14 protein-coding genes and 3 pseudogenes are annotated in these 19,202 nt (G+C 42.9%); 2 read left to right on the top strand and 15 right to left on the bottom strand.

Annotated elements, in window-relative coordinates; translation table 11 throughout:
- Window positions 1-91: 91 nt before the first annotated feature.
- The 3 genes from WMW72_RS13175 to WMW72_RS13165 are packed head-to-tail and all read right to left on the bottom strand — an operon-like array spanning window position 92 to window position 3,622.
- Window positions 92-1,732 carry an extracellular solute-binding protein gene (locus WMW72_RS13175; protein WP_341415941.1) on the bottom strand — a complete coding sequence of 547 codons (1,641 nt, stop codon included), beginning with the start codon at window positions 1,730-1,732 and terminating at the stop codon, window positions 92-94.
- A gap of 41 nt (window positions 1,733-1,773) precedes the next feature.
- Window positions 1,774-2,646 (bottom strand): carbohydrate ABC transporter permease, encoded by an 873-nt coding sequence (locus WMW72_RS13170; protein ID WP_341415940.1) that lies wholly within the window; start codon window positions 2,644-2,646, stop codon window positions 1,774-1,776.
- Window positions 2,647-2,665: 19 nt separating this feature from the next.
- Window positions 2,666-3,622: an ABC transporter permease gene (locus WMW72_RS13165; RefSeq protein WP_341415939.1), complete on the bottom strand. Its 957-nt coding sequence runs from the start codon at window positions 3,620-3,622 to the stop codon at window positions 2,666-2,668.
- Window positions 3,623-4,005: 383 nt separating this feature from the next.
- On the opposite strand from WMW72_RS13165, the gene WMW72_RS13160 reads away from it, so the two are divergent.
- A protein-coding gene (locus tag WMW72_RS13160; RefSeq protein WP_341415938.1) for an IS3 family transposase occupies window positions 4,006-5,126 on the top strand; the annotation gives its coding sequence in 2 pieces (ribosomal slippage) (window positions 4,006-4,252 and window positions 4,252-5,126; 1,122 coding nt in all).
- Window positions 5,127-5,377: 251 nt separating this feature from the next.
- Here WMW72_RS13160 and WMW72_RS13155 read toward each other — a convergent pair.
- From WMW72_RS13155 to WMW72_RS13135, 5 genes and pseudogenes are all read right to left on the bottom strand, one after another.
- Window positions 5,378-6,379, bottom strand: a complete 1,002-nt coding sequence (locus WMW72_RS13155; RefSeq protein ID WP_341415937.1) for a VanZ family protein — start codon at window positions 6,377-6,379, stop codon at window positions 5,378-5,380.
- Between the two features lie 173 nt (window positions 6,380-6,552).
- Window positions 6,553-6,681 carry a response regulator transcription factor gene (locus WMW72_RS13150; RefSeq protein ID WP_341415936.1) on the bottom strand — a complete coding sequence of 43 codons (129 nt, stop codon included), beginning with the start codon at window positions 6,679-6,681 and terminating at the stop codon, window positions 6,553-6,555.
- Between the two features lie 34 nt (window positions 6,682-6,715).
- Window positions 6,716-6,862 (bottom strand): annotated as a pseudogene (locus WMW72_RS13145) (PrgI family mobile element protein); the annotation flags it as partial.
- A gap of 14 nt (window positions 6,863-6,876) precedes the next feature.
- Window positions 6,877-7,963 (bottom strand): annotated as a pseudogene (locus tag WMW72_RS13140) (MFS transporter).
- 247 nt (window positions 7,964-8,210) lie between these two features.
- Complete coding sequence (locus WMW72_RS13135; protein WP_341415935.1) at window positions 8,211-8,783, bottom strand: TetR/AcrR family transcriptional regulator; 573 nt, start codon at window positions 8,781-8,783, stop codon at window positions 8,211-8,213.
- 199 nt (window positions 8,784-8,982) lie between these two features.
- Here WMW72_RS13135 and WMW72_RS13130 point away from each other — a divergent pair, with 199 nt between their 5' ends.
- A complete protein-coding gene (locus WMW72_RS13130; RefSeq protein ID WP_341415934.1) occupies window positions 8,983-9,600 on the top strand; it encodes a TVP38/TMEM64 family protein in 618 nt (205 codons plus the stop codon).
- 225 nt (window positions 9,601-9,825) lie between these two features.
- Here WMW72_RS13130 and WMW72_RS13125 read toward each other — a convergent pair whose 3' ends face one another.
- From WMW72_RS13125 to WMW72_RS13100, 7 genes and pseudogenes are all read right to left on the bottom strand, one after another.
- Complete coding sequence (locus WMW72_RS13125; RefSeq protein ID WP_341415933.1) at window positions 9,826-11,637, bottom strand: sensor histidine kinase; 1,812 nt, start codon at window positions 11,635-11,637, stop codon at window positions 9,826-9,828.
- A 15-nt stretch (window positions 11,638-11,652) separates the two neighbouring features.
- Window positions 11,653-13,089 (bottom strand): response regulator transcription factor, encoded by a 1,437-nt coding sequence (locus tag WMW72_RS13120; RefSeq protein ID WP_341415932.1) that lies wholly within the window; start codon window positions 13,087-13,089, stop codon window positions 11,653-11,655.
- A gap of 155 nt (window positions 13,090-13,244) precedes the next feature.
- Entirely contained in the window at window positions 13,245-15,167 is a 1,923-nt protein-coding gene (locus WMW72_RS13115; protein WP_341415930.1) for a family 43 glycosylhydrolase, read from the bottom strand.
- Window positions 15,168-15,382: 215 nt separating this feature from the next.
- Window positions 15,383-15,490 (bottom strand): annotated as a pseudogene (locus WMW72_RS35595) (RICIN domain-containing protein); the annotation flags it as partial.
- A 40-nt stretch (window positions 15,491-15,530) separates the two neighbouring features.
- Window positions 15,531-17,120: an extracellular solute-binding protein gene (locus WMW72_RS13110; RefSeq protein WP_341415929.1), complete on the bottom strand. Its 1,590-nt coding sequence runs from the start codon at window positions 17,118-17,120 to the stop codon at window positions 15,531-15,533.
- Between the two features lie 103 nt (window positions 17,121-17,223).
- The gene (locus WMW72_RS13105; protein WP_341415928.1) at window positions 17,224-18,096 is read right to left on the bottom strand and encodes a carbohydrate ABC transporter permease; all 873 of its coding nucleotides are present in this window, start codon (window positions 18,094-18,096) and stop codon (window positions 17,224-17,226) included.
- Window positions 18,097-18,110: 14 nt separating this feature from the next.
- Entirely contained in the window at window positions 18,111-19,061 is a 951-nt protein-coding gene (locus WMW72_RS13100; RefSeq protein WP_341415927.1) for an ABC transporter permease, read from the bottom strand.
- Window positions 19,062-19,202 lie beyond the last annotated feature (141 nt).

The raw sequence follows: 19,202 nt of genomic DNA, 5'->3' as shown, positions 1-19,202 counted from the left end.
CTCCTTCTCATATAAAATGTTCCTAAAGCAAACTTGGCCCGGCCTTTGCCGAACCAAGTCCGTATTTATCCTATTCCAGGCCCTTCGGCCCTTACTTGTGTTGGGAGCGGACCAACTCCAGGATATCCTTACCCAGGAAGGCTCTGTCCTTATTTTCTTTATACCAGGTATTCATGAATTCCTCAATCTGTTTGCCGCCGCCTCTCTCCCAGGCAGCTTTGGCATCTGCAACGGCCTGCTCAGGGGTATATTGGGCCCCGCCGATAATGCCTTTGGTATAGATGTCCTTCATTTCCTTGTCGACATTGGTATTGATCACTACCAACTCGCTCGACAGAGTAGGCATATGCTCATAGTGACTCAGCGCGGGATACTGGGCCTCTGGATTAAGCAGAAACTCGTCGGCTTTCTTCAGCATGTCCAGACCGGCCTTCTGGTCAGGATCACTCACGTCGAACGCAGTGGTGGAAATCAGAAGCGGATTCTCGGGGGTCGAGTAGAACATGGAGTAGTCCATGGCCCAATCCAGTTCTTTGGCATTCTTCGCAGCATCAATGACCTTGGGAAAACCGTCCGCACCTTTTTTCCAATGCTCCCCCTCAATTCCTTTTTTCAGAATCAGACTGGTCTCCGGCTTGATGATGAAGTTAATATATTCCATAGCGGCCTTGGGGTTTTTGGCCGCGGCATTGATCACCGTGGTCATTTGAACCGGATTGACCACATGATGAACGAATTGCCCCATGGGAGACTTGGGCTGCGCCATCGGCGCAATCTCCGCCTCCGGAACAACCTTGCGGAGCGTTTTGAGGTCCGTTACCGTACTCTCAAACCAGTTGCTGACAACAGGAGGAAGATAAACGCCTATTTTTCCGTTCAGATAATCCTGCTTGGCTTTGGCTCCATTCTTGTCCGCCAGGTAATCCTTATCGATAAGCCCTTCCTCAAATAACCTTTTCTTGAATTTAAGAGACTCAAGCATATTATCCCAAGTCCTGATAATTTTGTCATCATTGGAGATTTTCCAGCCGTACGAGCCGAACATGGAATCCACCATGCCGTCCGAGGTGTAGCTCATATTGGTGCCATAAGTATCCTTCTTCCCGTTGCCGTCAGGGTCCTGCTCAACGAATGCTTTCAGAACGACAAACAATTCGTCGGTGGTCTTCGGAACCTCCAGCTTCAGCTTTTTCAGCCAATCCATCCGGATAAAGGCTACACTCTGAAGATGAGGCTCATTAATTTTGCCGATTTCGTAAAGCTTGCCGTCCGGCTTGGTGCCTATTTTGCGAAGCTGGGGGTACTTTTCCAGCAGCTTCTGGTATTCAGGCGCATATTTCAAGTAATCGTCCAGGGGCATCAATTGCTTCTGCTGGTATAGGGAATTACGGAACCCCGTATCATAATCATTGACAATATCCGGCGCACTGCCCGATGCGAACAACACATTCAGCTTCTTGACTGCCTCCGCCCGGGCCACCGGCACATACATAGCCGTAACGGGAGAATGCTCATTGATCCACTTGGTCCAACGGTTGTCCTCAACCGTTCCCTCCGCTGCGGGAATATTGCCTCTGTCATAGTTGGAAACGGTAATTGTGGCTTTTCTTTCGGCTTGCCCCGTTGTCCCCTCTTCCTTTTGACTGCAACCAGCTGCCCCTGCTGCCATAACCGCCGACAATCCCAGTGCCAACGTGATTTTCGTTCTTGGTGCGGATGTTGGTCCAAACATGCGGAATCCCCCTCAATCTATGATTAATTTCGTTATTGCCGCTAACCCTTGATAGAACCAAGCATAATGCCTTTGACAAAATACTTCTGCAGGAACGGGTATACCACCAGCATGGGCACAACCATAACCATAACCCCAACCGCTTTCAGCTTTTCGGATACCATTTCCTGCTGTTGCATCATATCCATGGCCGACACATTGAAGTTCCCCTGAATTTGCAGCATCCCCTGAACGATAACAGTAAGATTCTGCAAATTCGTCTTATTGATGTAAAGAATAACGCTCATGAACATGTTCCAGTAGCCCACCCCGTAGAATAACGTCAGCGTAGCCAGCATGGGAAGAGACAAGGGCAATATGATGCGCGTGAGCAGCTGGACCTCGCCGCAGCCGTCAATCTGGGCGGAATCCACCACTTCTCCCGGGATGCTCTCAAAATAGCTTTTCATAATCAGCATATTATAGGTGCTGATCAGCCCGCTAAACCAGAGGGACCAGTAAGTATTGGTCAAATGCAGGCTATTCATGACCAGATAAGTAGGGATTATGCCTCCGCTGAAGAGCATGGTGAACAATGCGGCCGTTGTAATCGGCTTGCGCGCGTAGAGGTAACGGCGGGATAAGGGGTAGGCCGTCAGCACCGTGGCCAGCATGCTCAAGGCCGTTCCGCATAAGGTAATGATCACGCTGTTGTTAAAGGCGCGCAAAGCCGGCGTATTCTCAAAAAAGTATCTGTAGACGGTAAAATCTAGCCCCACCGGCCAGAACCAGACCTGACCCAGGTCAACCGCATGCCCCGAGCTTACGGACAGCGCAATCAGATGCAGGAAAGGCAGGATGCAGGTGAGCGAAATGATGATCAATATCACTTGAATAAAGCTTACAAAAATTTTTCCGCCTGTGGATTCCCTCACGAGGATTTCTCTCCTTTCTTCAGAATAATCCCTGATCGAATTTACGGGCCAATGCATTGGCCGACAGCACAAGCACCAGGCCGACAAAAGATTCAAACAAGCCCATGGCTGTGGACAGGCCATACTGGGCCTGCTGCAGCCCCACTTTGTACACGTAGGTGCTGATGACCTCCGCTTTCTGCAGGACAGTGGGATTCTGCAAATTGTAAACCTGGTCAAACCCTACTTCCATCAGACGGCCCATTCCAAGAATCAGCAGCAGGATAATCGTAGGACGGATGCCCGGCAAGGTGATATGCCAAATCTGCCTCAGCTTGCCTGCGCCGTCCATCCCCGCGGATTCGTACAGGCTGGGGTCAATGCCCGAGAGAGCGGCGAGATAGATAATAGCGCCGAAGCCCATCTCCTTCCACATGCCGGAGCCGATAAAGATGGCGATCCATGAGTTTGCGCGGTACAGGAAAGGCACCGGCTCCATCCCCCAATGGCCCAGCAGCTTGTTGATGGTGCCGCCGTCGATGGAGAACAGGGTCAGGATAATGCCTGCAACGATAACCCAGGACAAAAAATGAGGCAGATAAATAATGGTTTGAATCCAGCGCTGCAGCCAGCTCTTCCGGACCTCATTCAAAGCAATGGCGATAATAATCGGCGCAGGGAACCCGAAGACCAGGTTCAAAACGCTCAGGGTAAGGGTATTCCAGATGATTTGCAGCGTGACGTTGGACTGGAATAAAATCTCGAAGTATTTCCACCCTACCCACGGACTTGACCATATGCCATCGTGAAAATTGTAGTTCTTGAAAGCGATCACAAGACCGCCCATAGGCAAATAGCGGAATATCAGATAATAAAGCACTCCCGGTATAAGCATGACAAATAGCGGAATATTTTGCCGAAACCGCTTTGTCTGGTAAAAAGCCTCTTTGGCTGCCGGTGCTCTATCCGTTCCTGCGGCGGCAGGCGTTGGTTTCATGGCTCCCCCTTCTTTCCTGATGAATGTTTTGTTGGATGACACTTATAATGTACCGCGGTTGGCCCATGCCGGGCCTTAAAAATCTTTAGGTCTTTCTGTACAATTTTTGTTTTTCCTTCCAACCGGTAGGGGCCTCAAGAAAATGGGTAACACCCTCATTCGGAATCCCGCGCCCTGCCAAATCTGCCACTTGGGGAGTTCTAAAGCCAGCCGCCCACGCGGGAAGCAAAAAACCAAGGAGCTGGGCGGATGTTCCCGCTTGGCTCCTTGGTTTTTTACCTGTGATCCACTCAACCGCTTTAGTGGATCGTCTACACTTAGTTGGACAATAAAAATAAGGGCTTGTAGAATAAACCTATCATCCTAAGGAGCGGATCTCTACAATGCCAAAACAACAACGACGTACCTTTACAGCACAATTCAAAAAACAAATGGTGGAACTCTATGAAAACGGTAAATCTAGAGCAGCAATTGTGGAGGAATATGACCTCACCGCCTCCGCTTTAGACCGCTGGATCAAACAAGCCACGACCACAGGATCCTTCAAGGAGAAGGACAATCGCTCGTCAGAAGAAAATGAGCTGCTTGCTTTACGAAGAGAAAACCAACGTTTGAAAATGGAGGTGGATATGTTAAAGCAAGCCGCGCTGATCATGGGACGAAAGTAGCTATCATCCAGAATAATCGTGATAAATACTCGGTATCAGCAATGTGTGACGTCCTGCAAATTGAAAGAAGTACATTTTACTATGAAGCGAAAGAACAAAAGAATGAAGAAGATATCAACGAAGCGATTGCGGACATTTTCCATAAGAATCGAAAAGTTTACGGTACACGCAAGATCAAAGTCAAGCTCCAGGAACGTGGTTTCGTCGTCTCCAGGCGTCGAATTGGTCGGATCATGAAAGAGCATGGGCTTGTTTCCACGTACACCGTATCCCAATATAACCCACTTAAGGCCGCATGTAATGAAGCATCTACAGCCCATACACTGAATCGCGAATTCGATCAAACGGAGGCTAGACGATTCGTTGTCAGTGATCTGACGTATGTAAAAGTTCAGAACCGGTGGCATTACATTTGTGTACTTATCGACCTATTCAATCGAGAAATCATTGGCCATAGCGCAGGTCCTCATAAGGATGCTGCGTTGGTTTCCCGTGCCTTTGCAACGGTTCAAGGTGATTTATCTCAGATTCAATGGTTCCATACCGATCGTGGCAGCGAATTTAAAAATCAAACGATGGATGCGCTTTTGGAGACATTTAAAATTGGCCGATCCCTGAGCATGAAAGGCTGTCCCTACGACAATGCTGTTGCGGAAGCGACCTACAAGATTATGAAAACGGAGTTCGTGAACCAGATGAACTTCCAGAGTCTTCGTCACCTGGAACTGGAATTATACGATTATGTTAACTGGTTTAACCAGCATCGGATTCATGGGACACTTGAATACATGACGCCTATTCAGTATCGCCATGCAGCCCTTAAAAAAGCTGTCTGATTTACTGTTGACAATCCACAATACAAGAAACATTTTGGTCAGTTGCTGCAAATTCAAGCTCATGCTCTTCCGAATCCAATCATTGCATAACAGCTCGTTTGCCCGGTTACTTGGCAGCCAACAAGAACACAACCCATTGACCATCAAAGCCGCTCTTGTTATTAGACACACGCCCCCTCCGCGCAACGTTCTCAAACTCCCCATCACTTCTCATTGTAATCAGCGCCGTAATACTCACAAGCTTTTTACCATTAGAATACCGATCTTAATTTTTCCTTCATACTATTTATAATCTTTTGTCCCGTGTTTACTTCTGTAAGTGTAATGTCCCACATCACGGCATTTGTAGTCGGATTGGGGTCATCATTCATTAATTTAATGGTAAGTTCATTTGCTCCGTTTAAAGGAATTTGAAAAGTAAGCTGATTCAATCCACTTTCAGCTGATAAACCCAATGAATAAATTTCTGTGCCATCTGCAATAAAAACGATGTCACTTCTTCCATTGCTACCCGTGTTTATTACATCATCTGTTATAGCGGCATTGCCTGCCATTCTAGTATATTTCCCGTTTAAAAGATACGTAAACTCGTTAGCTCTTGTATTTTTTCTACTGTATACATTAATCTGAGGCTCAACCTTTTTTCCGACTGAAGTAAAACTTAATAGGGTTTCATCCCACAGTACAGACCCATCTTTTAATGCAAGTTCATTCAGGGCTAAGACTTCACCGCCGCCCTTTTCTAAATAATTATTGATACCACCAACCATAGCAATAACTCCAGTCGAAAGTACAATGGCTGTTAAGAGGATTCGACAGATCCCTTTATATTTATCTCGATCACGGTGCACTAACCGCTGTGCCCAAAATCCTACCGCCGCCCCCAATGTATTAATGATGATATCGTCAATATCAAAGGATCCCAAACGAGAAAGCATTTGTAAGACTTCAAGGATCGTAATCGACAGCATAAATAAGGTTATAAATCGAATGAAATGACAACGAAACAGAAGCGGAATGATAATCCCAAAAGGTATAAATGCTACAAAGTTGCCCAACTCAAAAAACCAAAGTTGAAAGTTCCTCCCCATTGGAAGGTGTAAAGGAATCCCTTCAGGTATTAGACTATATCGCATACTAGAATCTTGAAGAAAAGAAGCTCTGTTGAAACCTATATACAAAAAATAGAAGATCAAAACGGTATATAAGGCTAACAGGAATACGGTGATTTTTCGTAACTTTCCTTGATACATAATTACATCCTTTCTTTTCTGCAAGACGACAAATGTAAGTCCTATTAATATATACGATACCATTGTAGAGAACAAAAATTAAATATTTGTTAACTCTCTCTCAATTTTCCGTAATGATTGCTTCCCCCTTGAGCAATACTGTCACATCTCATTTTTTCATTTTCGTGCCATTCTTACGCAATCGCAGTTTTGGCTTCCCCGCCGTCCGTGAAAGAAATGACATTCCAGCCTTCCTGCCGCATGTATGAGCAAATAAGCTGATTTAAACTAACTTCGTCCTCTACAAGATAAATGGTGTACATGATGATCTCCCCTTGATTTGGGTTCGTTAACAATTTAGCAGAAATATCTTGGAATTATCGGAAATTGTGTGAGCGTTTCTAGCCTAAAATGACTGCGCATCCCGAAATACAGTCCAATCGCCGCAACAACCACCAGAACAGAAAAAAAGAACTGTCGCAAGGACAGTCCAAAGAATAAGTTTTCCGTATAGTCTACTAGTCAATCTTAAGTACACGTGATGCTTTATTCTTTCCCATTACTATAGAAATCACTGCAAATACAGTAGCAAGTATGACGACTAAACCACCCACCCAGCCAATCGACGATAAGGTTAGCCGTTCTACTACCACTCCGCCCAAAGCTGCACCCAGAGCAACGCCAAGGTGGAAGGCAGATGAGTTCAAGCTCAGTATAATATCGGTTGATTTAGGAGCCATAGTTACCAGATAGAACTGTTGGGCAGGAGCAGTTGTCCAAGCTCCAAGCATCCAGAGTGCAAGAATAAACATGGCACCTACAAATGTAACCGCAGCGAACGGGAGGAAGAACAAGGCCATAGCATGAATCAATAAACTGACAATCAGTGTAGGGGCTATTCCCCATTTATCAGCGCCGTAGCCTCCAACACGTGCTCCAACAACAGCCATTAAACCCATGCCAAGCAAGACGAGACTAATGGTATTGCTATTGAGGCCAGCATTTTCGCGTAGTAACGGCGCAATGTATGTGGAAACAACGGAGTAACCGGTAATAAAGAACAAGGAAGCTAATAAGCCGTTGATTACTTTGAAATCTTTGAGAATAGCCAATTGCTTGGATAAAGGAATCGTTTCTTGTCCAAACATTTTAGGTATTGCTTTTACAATGGCAATAATAGGAATGATGGTGATCATTCCAAGAATTGCGAAGATCCAGCGCCACCCCATATTCACCGATTAAGGTTCCCAGGGGAAGGCCGACAACGAGCGCGAGACTCGTGCCCATCAAGATCGTGCCAATCGCATTTCCTCTTTTCTCCGGAGGAGCAATTTGTGCTGCAATCCCCAAAGCCACTACCGCGAATACCCCCGCGCTCACACCCAATACAGCACGGGATATCATCAATATAGTAAAGTTAGGGCTCAGGACAGCGATGACATTACCGATCATGAAGATAAGAAGTGCTATGAACAGCAGCTTTTTCCGATCTATTTTTGAAGTGAGTGCGATCAGAACGGGTGTTCCTACCGCGTAGGCTATAGAATACATGCCAACCAATTGTCCAGCCAAGCCAATAGAGACATTTATATCCGTGGCAACCATATCCAGAATACCTGTAATAATTGATTCAGCTGTACCGACCACCGTTGCGCCTAATGCAAGCAAGTAAATAATCCATTTGTAGTTCTTCATGAAAGAATTGATCTCCTTTGTTTGTCGAATCTATTGTTTTGATTGGTTGAAATCATACAAAAATGAAAATCACCTCCTTAATTTATCGAACGATCGATCAGAATACTTTAAAAAATATATCGAACGATCGATCAATTTGAATCAAAAAAAGAGCTGATTATACTTTAATAGCATCCCAGCTCATTTGAATCATTTTCTCAATGTTTATTGAACTGAACTCATACGCCCCATTTAAATACTCTTTTCCCATTTCGACAAAAGGTAAACAGGAGTAAGTAACCAATAGATTCGTTTCCAAATTCTTAAAAAGACCTTCTTTAATTCCCCTTTCAAACAAAGGGTACATCGGCTTAAACACACCACCGTTTTGATCCTTACAGTTTTTGCGTATAAAGGGTGAGGCGATAAACTGTTCCATTAACAAAAAGCTGTCCTTATGATTTAAGATATAATTTGAATAGTTTCGTAGAATACGCTCAAACCCCACTTTTACGGGTGTACTCTCTGTTACACCATGAAACATGAGCTGGTGCATTTGATCCTTGAGCAGAAAATACAATTTGATCAGCATATCCTCTTTGCTTTCAAAATAAAAATAAATGATCGAAGAAGAGATATTCGCCCTTTTAGCAATTTTTGAGATGGATATTTCAGAAAGGCCACTTTCATTAAGAAGTTCGATCGTAGCCTGATAAATAAGGTTCACTTTGCTTTCGGATTTAGTTTTCATACTCAAAATATAATCGAACGATCGATCAATGTCAACAGACAGTTTGACTATTGCATGGCATTGACACCGTATGAAGCAGGATATGGGTCATCAGAGAATGTGAGGTCCATGCACACCAATGAAGAAGTTTGTGTGTTACACTAAGTACGATCAACACAGCCAGAAGTAATGACTCAGACCAAGGGAGACACCCTACCCAATGAAGAAATGGTACACCATCGGCATGTATCTCGTACTTATACTGCTTGTCTATGTATGCAAGGATGAAATTTTGCATTGGATGCAGCATGGGGATGCGCCCGTTCTGCTTATTTTTGCGGCTGCACTCGGTTTTGTTATCGTACCGGTCATCCCCTACAAAATAGTTATCGGCATGCTCGGGTTTATGTACGGTCCTTTGCTGGGCGCTTTGATCAGTTGGACTGCTACTTCCGTCGCGTCTGTCCTTGTTTTTTGGCTGGCACGCTACTTGTTTCAAAAGCAGGGCCGTGCTTACTTATCCAAATACGAGAAGCTGGAAAAGCTCCAAGCCGCGATTGAAAAAAATCCGTTCCTGACCATTTTATTGGCTCGACTGATCCCGGTTATCCCTCAGGCTATCGTTAATGTCATTCCTGCTATTACCTCCATTCCGGTCGTTACATTCGCCGTTGCGTCCGCATTGGGCAAAATTCCTGCTATGTTCCTGTTTGCATTCATCGGAAGCAATCTGCTTGCTAGCACCAGCAAGCTTGTTTTGTCCGTCGCTGTGTATGTCCTTTTTTTGGGGTTGGTCTACGTTGTCTACCGCGTTTGGCTCAAGAAGAGATGGCTTTAAGCAGCATGGAATAGGATAGTCGTTTCACTGACCCGCGGATATATCTACGCAATAAAAGCAAAGAGACAGCTTTATGCTGTCTCTAAAGTGATAGGAATAGATATAAGCGTCAAATCCAGCACATCTGTCTACGGCGGATCGTCTGCTTGCCATTCCGTATATCTTGTGTATGAACCGCCTGTTCATTTATCAAACGGTTCTTCATACACAAGCAGCCCAAGCTCATCATGAAGATCCAATAAATGGAATCTTAACCGTCACGGTCGTTCCAACACCAAGTTCACTCTCTATCTCTACCCCGTAATCCTCTCCAAACAGTAGCTTGATCCTATTATTAATATTGGAAAGCCCTATATTTCTCCCTTCTAAACTGTTCTTCACTCTCTCCGAATATTCCATATGCAGGTTCGTTTTTATGCGTTCCAGCTCATCTGGACCTATCCCTTTCCCCGTATCTACTACTTGAAAACATAGTTCTCCATTCTCGTCCATATGACCGCTTACACAAAGCTGTCCTCCTGCGTCCATACTCTCGAGTCCATGATAGACAGAATTTTCTACAATAGGCTGCAAGATCATTTTAGGTGTTTTCATCCCTAATAGCTTGTCATCAACCTTAACTTCCAACGAGAACTTGTTTTCATATCGAATGGAAATAATATTGAGATAGGCCTTAATACATTGCATTTCTTCGCTTATTAAAACAAGTTCGCTTTTTTCAATACTATATCGAAAAATCTTTGACATACTTGAAGTGATCTGCGCTATTTCCTTACTGCCGTATTCTAGACCGATACTACTAATGCAATTTAACGTATTATAAAGGAAATGCGGGTTGATTTGACTTTGTAAGGCCGAAAACTCCGCCTGTTTTTTGCTCAATTCCGCCTCATATAATCTTGCCTGGGTATTCACAATATTACTCGTCATCTCTTCCATGGTGTCAATCATGTTATTAATCTCATAGGCCAGAACGCCAACTTCATTGGTTGAACGTACCTTTACCCGAAAGCCTCTGTCGCGATTCCCAATTTTTTTCATATCTGAGACAAGTCCTATCACAGGCCGAGTCAGATTGTTTAAGAAAAAGTACCCCAGAATCATCATACTTACAATGATACCGATTCCTGCAATAATGCTAATATTCTTAATCGCATTCATGTCCGTTGTCAGTTCATGCACCGGGATCATACTTACGATCCGCCACTCGTCCGCCTGCCTCAAGCCTTTGGCCTGTACGATGACTTCTTCCCCATTGATTTTGGTTTTTACCCCATTCGTTAAGCTTTGACTATCAATCGAAAGAATTTCTTTGAATAAATTGCTATGAAATTTTGTGTGATTTGAAGCAATGACCTCATTTCGGCTGTTAAGGATATACAAAGCTGAGTTAGGCGTCAATTCTGTGTTTTCTACAAGATCTTGTATCTTTTCCATATTCACCATGACCGAAAGATAGCCTGTCTGTTTAGAAAATTGAACCCCGCCAATCGCCTCAATAATGGGTGCTATATAAAAGAAATATTCATTTCCTGTTTTTTCGTCCTTTAATAAGTTTGTAAATTGCCTTTTACCAACGGTCTCACTCTCATTTTTATAGGAATCAATAAAATGAATATACTGATTTGAATACGTAATATCACCGTTGGCTGTAGCCAAACTGGAAATTCTTCTTCCTTGATTATCCGTAATCACAATGCCATTCAAATAAGAATTAAAAAACCTCATATATTCAATGAGGTCAATGACATAAGTGCCAATTTCAAAGCCCCTTTTATAGTCATCATCTGCAATAGTAAATTCCTGTACCCATTTATTATCAACTGCTATGTTTGTACTGACTTTAATATCATTGAATACGGAATCGATCTTTTGGCGAGTTTGTTCGATGATCGTATTCCCATAATTGACAGCTCTCTTTTGGGTTAAATTATAAAAGCTATAGAACGAATAGAATTCCATGATGGTGAATATAAAAACCGAAAATAAAAATATCAGTAAGATCTGATGCTTAAGCTTGAGTCTACTAATCTTCATAGTTCCCCATCCCAGTCAACTTTTTCTGAATTTCGTAGGCGTTATCCCACATTGCTTCTTAAATACTTTATTGAAATAATAGTAGTCCAAATAACCGACTTGGGTTGCAATTTCTTCAATGGACAATTCTGTACTTTTCAATAGCTCACAAGCTTTTTTGATTCTCAAATCGGTTACATATGCCGAAAAGGTTTTGCCCAAAACTTTTTTGAACAGTTGGCAGCAGTACACTTGGTTGATCAGAAATTTGACAGATAGATCCTTCAGATATAACTCGTCCTGATAATGATTGTCGATATATTTCACCATCTGGGTAAAATAAGCATTCTTGTCGCTTTCATGCATGGACTGGCCGTTTAGTTGCTTTAAGTATATGAAGATGTCATGTAAAAAGCTGCATAAGGACTCAAAGTTTTCAAATCGCTCTTTCAGTTCCGAGTAATTGAGGAAATCAAGCTCCATGTCCTTCAACTCTTCGTAATAGGTGCCAACTAAGCTGCTGACCACTTGATTCCATAAATAAACGACTTCTCCCATACCTAAATGATGATAGGAGAAGAAATCCTTCATTTTCTGAATGATATCATCCATGTCTTCAAACTTTTTCTCTTTCATGCTAGAAGTAATGCCGTCTATAAACGGATTAACCAAGCTAAGCTTGGACTCATATTCAAATATCCCTTTTTCTTCATTCAAAAATGTTTGTGAAGCTGCAAGATCGGATTCCTTGATTAGCTTGGCTATCTGATCGTAATTCGTAGAAATGGAGCTAATTCCTATTGATTTTATATTCGAACCTGAGCATATTGCAGCATCCAACTGAACCTCCAACTCTGATTTCTTATCACTTTTTAGTATGTAAAGGGTCTTTTTTGAACCAAATTCAACTTCTAAGATATGCCCTATATCGCCAAACTTAATGGCTCGACCATCCGTTGTCTCACTGTCGGCATACACGATAACGACACGCACATAATCGTCCGATGTACGATCAAAAAATAGCGTCAAGCTTTTTAAATCACTTTTATCAGGTGCGGTAAGCGCCTCTAAAATAAGGTTATTTCTAATGCTTTGCTTCTTAGAGAAATGCAAGGCCAGCTTTTCCATTAAGGGATCTGCCAACTCCATATCTAAGGGCTTGAGACAATAATCCAGTGCACCATATCTCATAGCCTCTTGCGCATAAGCAAACTCAGCGAAACCGCTTACAACAATGAAGTCAACATCCAATCCCTTGTCTTTTGTCATCTTCATAAGGTCAAGGCCGGAAATTTCAGGCATTCTAATATCGGTAAAGACTAGATCAGGAGATTCCTCGGATATGAACTCCATGGCCTTATGAGCACTTGTAAATTGACCTATGACTTCGAACCCGTATGGATGCCAGTTAAAGGCATTCCGTATTCCTTTTATCGCCCAAGGTTCATCATCTACGATAATTACACTATACATAAGTACCTCCATGATCCTTGATCCATTCCATTTTTCTTGTAAATAATAGTACTCTAAATTTTGATTAATAACATGTATTTTTATAAAATAATTTTGTAATTATTTATATTTTTATAAGGAAAAAACCTAGGCCAGGGCCTAGGTGTAAAGCTTAATCAGTTTGGTACTAGCTTAATATAATCAAGTAACAGATTATATCCTGAGCTTGAACCATTTTTACCTGCAACATTAAACTTGAAGGATTTATTGCCTGCCGAGCTGAAGGTTATATTGGCCACATCCAGTTCCGCATAGCTTAAGGCATTTGCATATAAATCCTGAACCGGACCGTGATTGATACCGTTTACCGACAACTGGAATTGTCCCCTGTTGGGTCCCTTTTTCACACCGACCTTTACACTATAGCTGCGTGCCTCAGGCACATTCACTGTGTAGGTCACATAGTCATTGACTGCATTGGCTTCCAACGTAGTTCCAAATCCACTGCTCAGACTGAGGTCCCGACCGGTTCCATTTCCGAACATAGTGTGTTTGACGCCCGAGGTTCCGCTTACCACTAAATTTTCGGTTTCATATCGACTGTTTTGGACTGAAACATTATCGAATTTGGCAGCTGAATCATAGGTCCTAACTCCGACACTACCCGAAGTATAGGTTGAATCCGTCACATTAATCTTAGGTGTAGTCATATCACTAACATAAACCTTGATGGATTCACCTTGTGCAACAATTTTAACATGATACTTGGTATTTGACGTTAAGCTCATAGGAGCAGTGGCCAGCGATGTCCAGTTGTTGTTGGCCTTCCCAATCAGAACCCTCTGATTAGGAACATCAAGTCCAGCATAGTAGCCTTGGTAAGCATCAGCACCTGTTCCAGGATTGGATACCCTGAATACCACACCCGCATTGCCGGTTGAACCTGGTGTCACATCAGCTTCATAGATCAAATCTGTGTAATTGGTGTCCAGAAGAGCCTTGGCCCCTGGATTTGATGCTACATGATACTGACCGCCCGATACGGTCCATGTACCGCCATATTTGGTCCATCCTGCATCATCACCGTCTTCAAAGTTATCTTCCACTGCCATTTTGACGGGTATAATCGTATGATCTGCATTAAACTCAAATTTATCATATGCCAGTACGCGTGGTGAACTATTCAGATAACGCTTATGGTAAAAAATATACCAATCATTTGTTGTCGGTGATTGAATAATACCATTATGACCAGGTCCATCTGACATGGTAGTATCCGTATGCAGCATCATACCTTTCGGTACAAAGGGTCCGGTTATAGAGCTGGAGGTTGCATACATGACCTTATAAGATGAATCTGCCCATATACCGGCCGAATAAGTCATATAGTAGATTCCGTTCCTCTTGAACACTTTAGGCGCTTCAAAAAAATCATTATCGCCGGTTTTAGTGGGCGTAACCTTCTTATAGACGCTTCCGTCAGGCCATGTTCCCAGAGACTTCATGTCGGCGTTAAGCTTGACAACATTACACTCGCCCCAGCTGCCATAATACATATAAGCCTGACCGTCATCATCAATAAAAACATCCTGATCCATGGGGCCAGCGCCATTTCTTACAACATTGATAAGGGGTGCGCCAATCGCATCGGTATACGGACCTTCTGGATGATCAGCTACTGCCACGCCTATTCCGCCTAATTGTCCATCGCCATTGATTGCGTTTGCAGCAAAATAGAGGTAGTATTTCCCATCGCGATAAGCCCCGCTTGGCGCCCACAGTGAATGCTGTAACCATGATATATTGGCGGAACTTATTACATTGGGGTGTTTTGTCCAGTTGATCATATCTGTCGAAGAAAATAAGTCTACAGATTTTACGCCAGTGCCCGGGGGCTCGCCAGCTTGAGTCGAACGAGTCGGATACACCCAATAGGTCCCATTATAATTCTGTACATCAGGATCTGCATAAGAGCCACTCACGAATTGTGGACCCGCGTGAGTCGGAGCCGCATCAGCTAGTCCCGGCATAGTTACAAACAAGCAAGTTACAATTGAAGCGCAAAACATGGCCCAATTAGATTTTTTGATGTTTAGCATGAGTCAACCTCCTTCTTTGAATGACCATTTACTCTCCTTGTTCACTTGAACTCCGGTGCCTGCTCAGCATGCTTAAAGATAAACTTAAAGCTTCCCTCCCCCCTGTGGAACAAACCTTACCAGCTGATTGTCGGCTCCTTTGTAGTCCTACAGATTTGTACGAATTCCCGTTCTTGTGGCAGCGCTGTCAAAATCGATTACATGCGAAGCGGATCTTAGGTACCCGTTACATATTGACCACCTCCTACAGGCTTTATGCGCCACTGCTGACTAGCTGCTTCGGTGTAATCATTTTGCTGTACCTTTGCTCCGCTTGCTGTACTTTCGCTTGCAACGGCTTATGATTTGTAATTGCTCGTCCAATTACTTCTTATTCGCTTGCATCGCCTTGTAGATTTTCACATTTTCATCCGTAACGGCCTTCCCGCCTGCTGCCAGGTATTCTGCGACTAACTTATCATACAAAGCATCAAATTCTGAAGGCTTGCAGACAATCAGTTTATCCGTCATTTGTTTGTTCATATCCCCAAGTGTTTTGCCAAACTTAATATTGGACTCATTTGGCGTATCAAAGAAGTACGTGGTGTACGTATCCGTCGTATTGATTTTGTATGATTTTTCTGCAACATCTTCAAGTCCAGGAGCCGATGCAGCTAAAGCCTTAATATTTTTCTGAGGGTCGCCAAGCTCCACACCATTTACAACCAGGGTATAATCAAGATTTAGATAACTCGGTTGCATATTGTCCCCTGTTTGATTAATAATCTGCGGAATCCCATTCACCATCTTGTGGTTAACTCCTTCTTGACCATATTGAAGGAAGAATAAATGTTTCGGGTCCGACATCCAGTTTAAGTATTTAATAGCCAGCTCTGCATTTTTACTCGTCTTCGGAATAATCACATTGACGCCATTTTCGTTATAAGCGATTTTCTTGTATTTACCTTCATAATTTTGAAAAACATCAATGGGAACAAAGTTTGCGGCAGGGACATTTGCTTTTAATGGCTGACTAATACTTTGTCTTAACGGATAATCCCAGTTTGCGCTGAAAAATCCGATTTTTCCGTTTGTCAGATCAGCATCCGCTTGCTTGGCTGTTTTGTCTAAAGCGAAATCAGGGCTAATTAATTTTTCATTGTAGAGCTTGTTCAGAAACTTCAGCGCATCCTTGTTTCCAGGCCTTAACCAGCTGAATGGAGCTGTAACAAACTCTTCCTCCGACTGTTGCCCCCAGAAAGATTCGCCTAAATTTCCATAGTTATAATTCATACCCGTTGCAGCTAATCCCCAAGGGATAACGCCACTCACGCCTCCCGGATTTTTATCTCGGAATGCAACTAAAGTATTATATAATTCATCCCTCGTCGTAGGAACAGGCATCCCTAATTTATCGAGCCAATCCTTTCTAATAAACATACCGTTCCAAGCCAGTGAAGTTCTTTTAGCAGGAATCGCCATCTGTTTTCCATCAAATAGTCCATAAGAAAGGACGGTCTTACCCAAATAATTCGTTAACTCTTTGCCATGCTTAGCCAATAAATCATTCAATTGAAGAATACCATTCACTTTAGCGTATCTGGATACGGTTGCGCTGTCATAAGTAAATGAGATATCCGGGGCCTCGCCTGCCGCCATCAATACATTGAGCTTATCAATTTCTTGGGATCGAGGTACCGCAACAAATTTCACAATGGCATTGTTCTGTTTACCAAAATTATCGTTGATATACCTAGTCCACGTATTATTGTTCAGATCCGGCTGTCCCTGTATGCCTCTGTCAAAAACTTCAACCGTTAGTGTAACCGGAGGACCTGAAGGTGCTGCAGCTGGCGTTGAATCTGCTGGTGATGCTGGTGGGCTTACTTGATTACTCTCGCTTGCACATCCTGCCAAAGCCCCTATTAATAGTGTCGAAACCGGTAGTAAAGCCATCATTTTCTTCATTTTCATGTTTATGACATCTCCCTTATCATTTTCAACAAACAAAAATCGAAGACATTCATATCTATCCTACCTAATGGGTCCAATAACCACCACCCTTCCAACTGCCCCATTATCCCTTAATGGCCCCCGTCATGACGCCATCCACAAAATATTTTTGAAGCTTCGGATAAACAACTAAGATTGGAACGGTTGCAAACATAACACTTGCAGCCTTCAATGACTCAGGAACAATGTAAGCCCCAACACTGCCTTCACCTTGCTGGGCATCTAGCTGTTGGTTCGCCGTGATGATTTGGTACAGCTTTAATTGCATCGGATACAGATTCTTATCTGTGATATAAAACAGCGCATCCTGAAAACCGTTCCATCTGTCCACCGCGTAAAAGAGGCTTAACGTTGCTATAGAAGGCAAAGATAACGGAAGAACAATTCGCATGAGGATCCCTAGATCATTACAACCATCAATCGAGGCCGATTCTTCCAAGCTTTCCGGAAGTGATGCGAAAAAGGTTTTTAGGATGATTAAATTGAAAACACTCATAGCGCCTGGCAAAATTAAGCTCCACATCGTATTCATCATATCCAGATTTTTGACCAGCATATAGCTAGGTATTAAACCTCCACTAAAATACATAGTGAATACCAGAACGGTTAAAATAAAATTTCTTCCCTTTAACCTTTGCTTTGTAAGCGGATACGCTGCGCAAATCGTTAAAAACATACAAACGAGCGTATAGACAATGGTCAGCACAATCGTGTACCCAAGTGTATAAATCATTTCAACATCGCTTAGAATCGTTTTGTAGGTTTCAAGTGTAAAGTCTACCGGCCAAAGTGCGACCTTCTGAGAGATAATGGCATCATTCGAGCTAAAAGAAAGCGCGATCATATATAAGAATGGAACTAAGCATGTAATGGATACAGCGGTTATGATCAAAATTATACTTATATCAGCTAAATTGATTCTTTTTTTTATACTCAACAAACTCACGCTCCCTACCAAATTCCCTGCTCACCAATTCGCTTGGCAATGTAATTGGCTGCCACTAAAAAGATTAACCCTACAACCGATTGAAACAGTCCAACGGCTGTTGCCTGCGAAAAATCGCCAGATCCAATGCCAATCCGATACACATAGGTACTGATGACATCGGAGTACTCACTTACCAGCGAATTGCCCATTACAAATGGCCGGTCAAATCCGATCGAGAGCATCCTGCCTATCTGTAAAATTAACAAAATGATAATCGTAGGCTTAATCCCAGGCAAAGTAATATGCCATATTTTACGAAGTCTGCTGCATCCATCGATATCTGCCGCCTCATATAATTCCTTATTAATACCAATAATGGAAGCCAAATAGATAATGGTCCCCCATCCAACGCTTTGCCATATCCCAATCGCTACATACATGATCAACCAGTTTGTTTTTTCAGAAAGAAACTCAATTTTACCAATCCCGATGCTGGATAAGACCGTATTCGCCATCCCGCCTGATGAAAATAGCAGATATACCATACCGCCAATAATGACCCAGGATAAGAAATGCGGTAAATATAGAATGGTTTGGGTCACTTTTTTAAATCGGGCATACCGGATTTCATTCAACAATATGGCCAGGATGATGGGTGCAGGGAACCCCGCTACCAAATCCAGAAGGTTCAACACAAGCGTATTGGTAAGCGCACGGTAAAAACTGCTTTGTTCGAAAATGAATTTGAAGACATCAAGCCCAACCCACTCACTGCCGCTAATTCCCTCAAAAATGTTATAATCCTGAAAGGCCATCAACACGCCATAGATGGGTGCATATCGAAAGATGAGGATATACGCCATTGGCAACAGTAAGAGTAGATATAAGAGTGAGTCTCTTTTTAAGCTGCGAATCATGTTGTTCTTTTTCTTTATTTGGATATTCTCTCTATAGTCTTCTAATACCGCTTTCATTTGTATCGTCCCTCTCCTGCTAAATTTAACAAAATGACCTCCTAACGAAATAATTTGAGCAAAATCTTACAAAGAGATCTCATGTAAAGGATTATACGCTCATGATTTTTTATTAAAATGTAATTTTATAAATTATTTTTG

This window comes from Paenibacillus filicis (genome assembly GCF_038070315.1).
GTDB classification, from domain to species: domain Bacteria; phylum Bacillota; class Bacilli; order Paenibacillales; family NBRC-103111; genus Paenibacillus_G; species Paenibacillus_G filicis.
The sequence above is the reverse complement of the archived record's forward strand: the minus strand, read 5'-3'. Positions and strand labels throughout refer to the sequence as shown.

Excerpts from the sequence above, each read along its gene's own strand:
- WMW72_RS13175 (WP_341415941.1), bottom strand. The coding sequence starts at position 1,732 with ATGTTTGGACCAACATCCGCACCAAGAACGAAAATCACGTTGGCACTG.
- WMW72_RS13165 (WP_341415939.1), bottom strand. The coding sequence starts at position 3,622 with ATGAAACCAACGCCTGCCGCCGCAGGAACGGATAGAGCACCGGCAGCC.
- WMW72_RS13155 (WP_341415937.1), bottom strand. The coding sequence starts at position 6,379 with ATGTATCAAGGAAAGTTACGAAAAATCACCGTATTCCTGTTAGCCTTA.
- WMW72_RS13150 (WP_341415936.1), bottom strand. The coding sequence starts at position 6,681 with ATGTACACCATTTATCTTGTAGAGGACGAAGTTAGTTTAAATCAGCTT.
- WMW72_RS13135 (WP_341415935.1), bottom strand. The coding sequence starts at position 8,783 with ATGAAAACTAAATCCGAAAGCAAAGTGAACCTTATTTATCAGGCTACG.
- WMW72_RS13130 (WP_341415934.1), top strand. The coding sequence starts at position 8,983 with ATGAAGAAATGGTACACCATCGGCATGTATCTCGTACTTATACTGCTT.
- WMW72_RS13125 (WP_341415933.1), bottom strand. The coding sequence starts at position 11,637 with ATGAAGATTAGTAGACTCAAGCTTAAGCATCAGATCTTACTGATATTT.
- WMW72_RS13120 (WP_341415932.1), bottom strand. The coding sequence starts at position 13,089 with ATGTATAGTGTAATTATCGTAGATGATGAACCTTGGGCGATAAAAGGA.
- WMW72_RS13115 (WP_341415930.1), bottom strand. The coding sequence starts at position 15,167 with ATGCTAAACATCAAAAAATCTAATTGGGCCATGTTTTGCGCTTCAATT.
- WMW72_RS13110 (WP_341415929.1), bottom strand. The coding sequence starts at position 17,120 with ATGAAAATGAAGAAAATGATGGCTTTACTACCGGTTTCGACACTATTA.
- WMW72_RS13100 (WP_341415927.1), bottom strand. The coding sequence starts at position 19,061 with ATGAAAGCGGTATTAGAAGACTATAGAGAGAATATCCAAATAAAGAAA.